1 protein-coding gene and 1 pseudogene are annotated in these 683 nt (G+C 46.4%); both read left to right on the top strand.

All coding sequences use genetic code 11. The features are described from left to right. Nucleotides 1-227, top strand: a 227-nt coding sequence (locus R7F64_RS23915; protein WP_318072155.1) for a cytochrome c maturation protein CcmE, incomplete at its 5' end; no start/stop codon positions are given. Further along, nucleotides 224-683, top strand: a pseudogene (locus R7F64_RS23910) (heme lyase NrfEFG subunit NrfE); the annotation flags it as partial. The gene R7F64_RS23915 and the pseudogene R7F64_RS23910, both read left to right, overlap by 4 nt.

Below are 683 nucleotides of genomic sequence, written 5' to 3'. Positions count from 1 at the left end.
GTCCAAAAGTAACGATCACTTACGAAGGTATTCTTCCTGATTTGTTCCGTGAAGGGCAGGGCATCGTTGCGCAAGGTGTTCTAAAAGACGCAACGACAGTTGAAGCGTTTGAAGTTCTCGCTAAACACGACGAAGAATACATGCCGCCTGAAATTGCAGAAGCCATGAAGAAAACGCATGAACCATTGCAATACAGCAGTGAACAAAAACAAGGAAGCGGCGAATGATTGCTGAAATCGGCCATTTTGCCCTCATTTTATCTTTAGCGATGGCGGTACTGCTTTCTGTACTGCCGCTATGGGGCGCATCAAACAATAATACGATGCTGATGAATACCGCTCGACCGCTGTCTTGGTCGATGTTCATCATGCTGTTTTTCTCGTTCGTGATTTTGTGTTGGGGTTTTTATACTAACGATTTCACTCTGCAATACGTAGCAAGTAACTCAAACAGCCAACTGCCTTGGTACTACCGTTTGACAGCGGTATGGGGTGCACACGAAGGTTCCCTATTGCTTTGGGTGCTTATCCAAGCAGGTTGGACCGTCGCGGTTGCTACATTCAGCCGCGGTATGCCACAAGAGTCGGTTGCACGTGTACTTGCCGTAATGGGTATGATCTCAGTAGGTTTCCTACTGTTTATTATCTTAACGTCAAACCCATTCCTACGTACGTTACCGTTCT

This window comes from Vibrio sp. Vb1980, from assembly GCF_033338615.1.
Classification (GTDB): Bacteria; Pseudomonadota; Gammaproteobacteria; order Enterobacterales; family Vibrionaceae; genus Vibrio; species Vibrio alginolyticus.
This window is presented reverse-complemented; position numbering and strand designations above follow the sequence as displayed.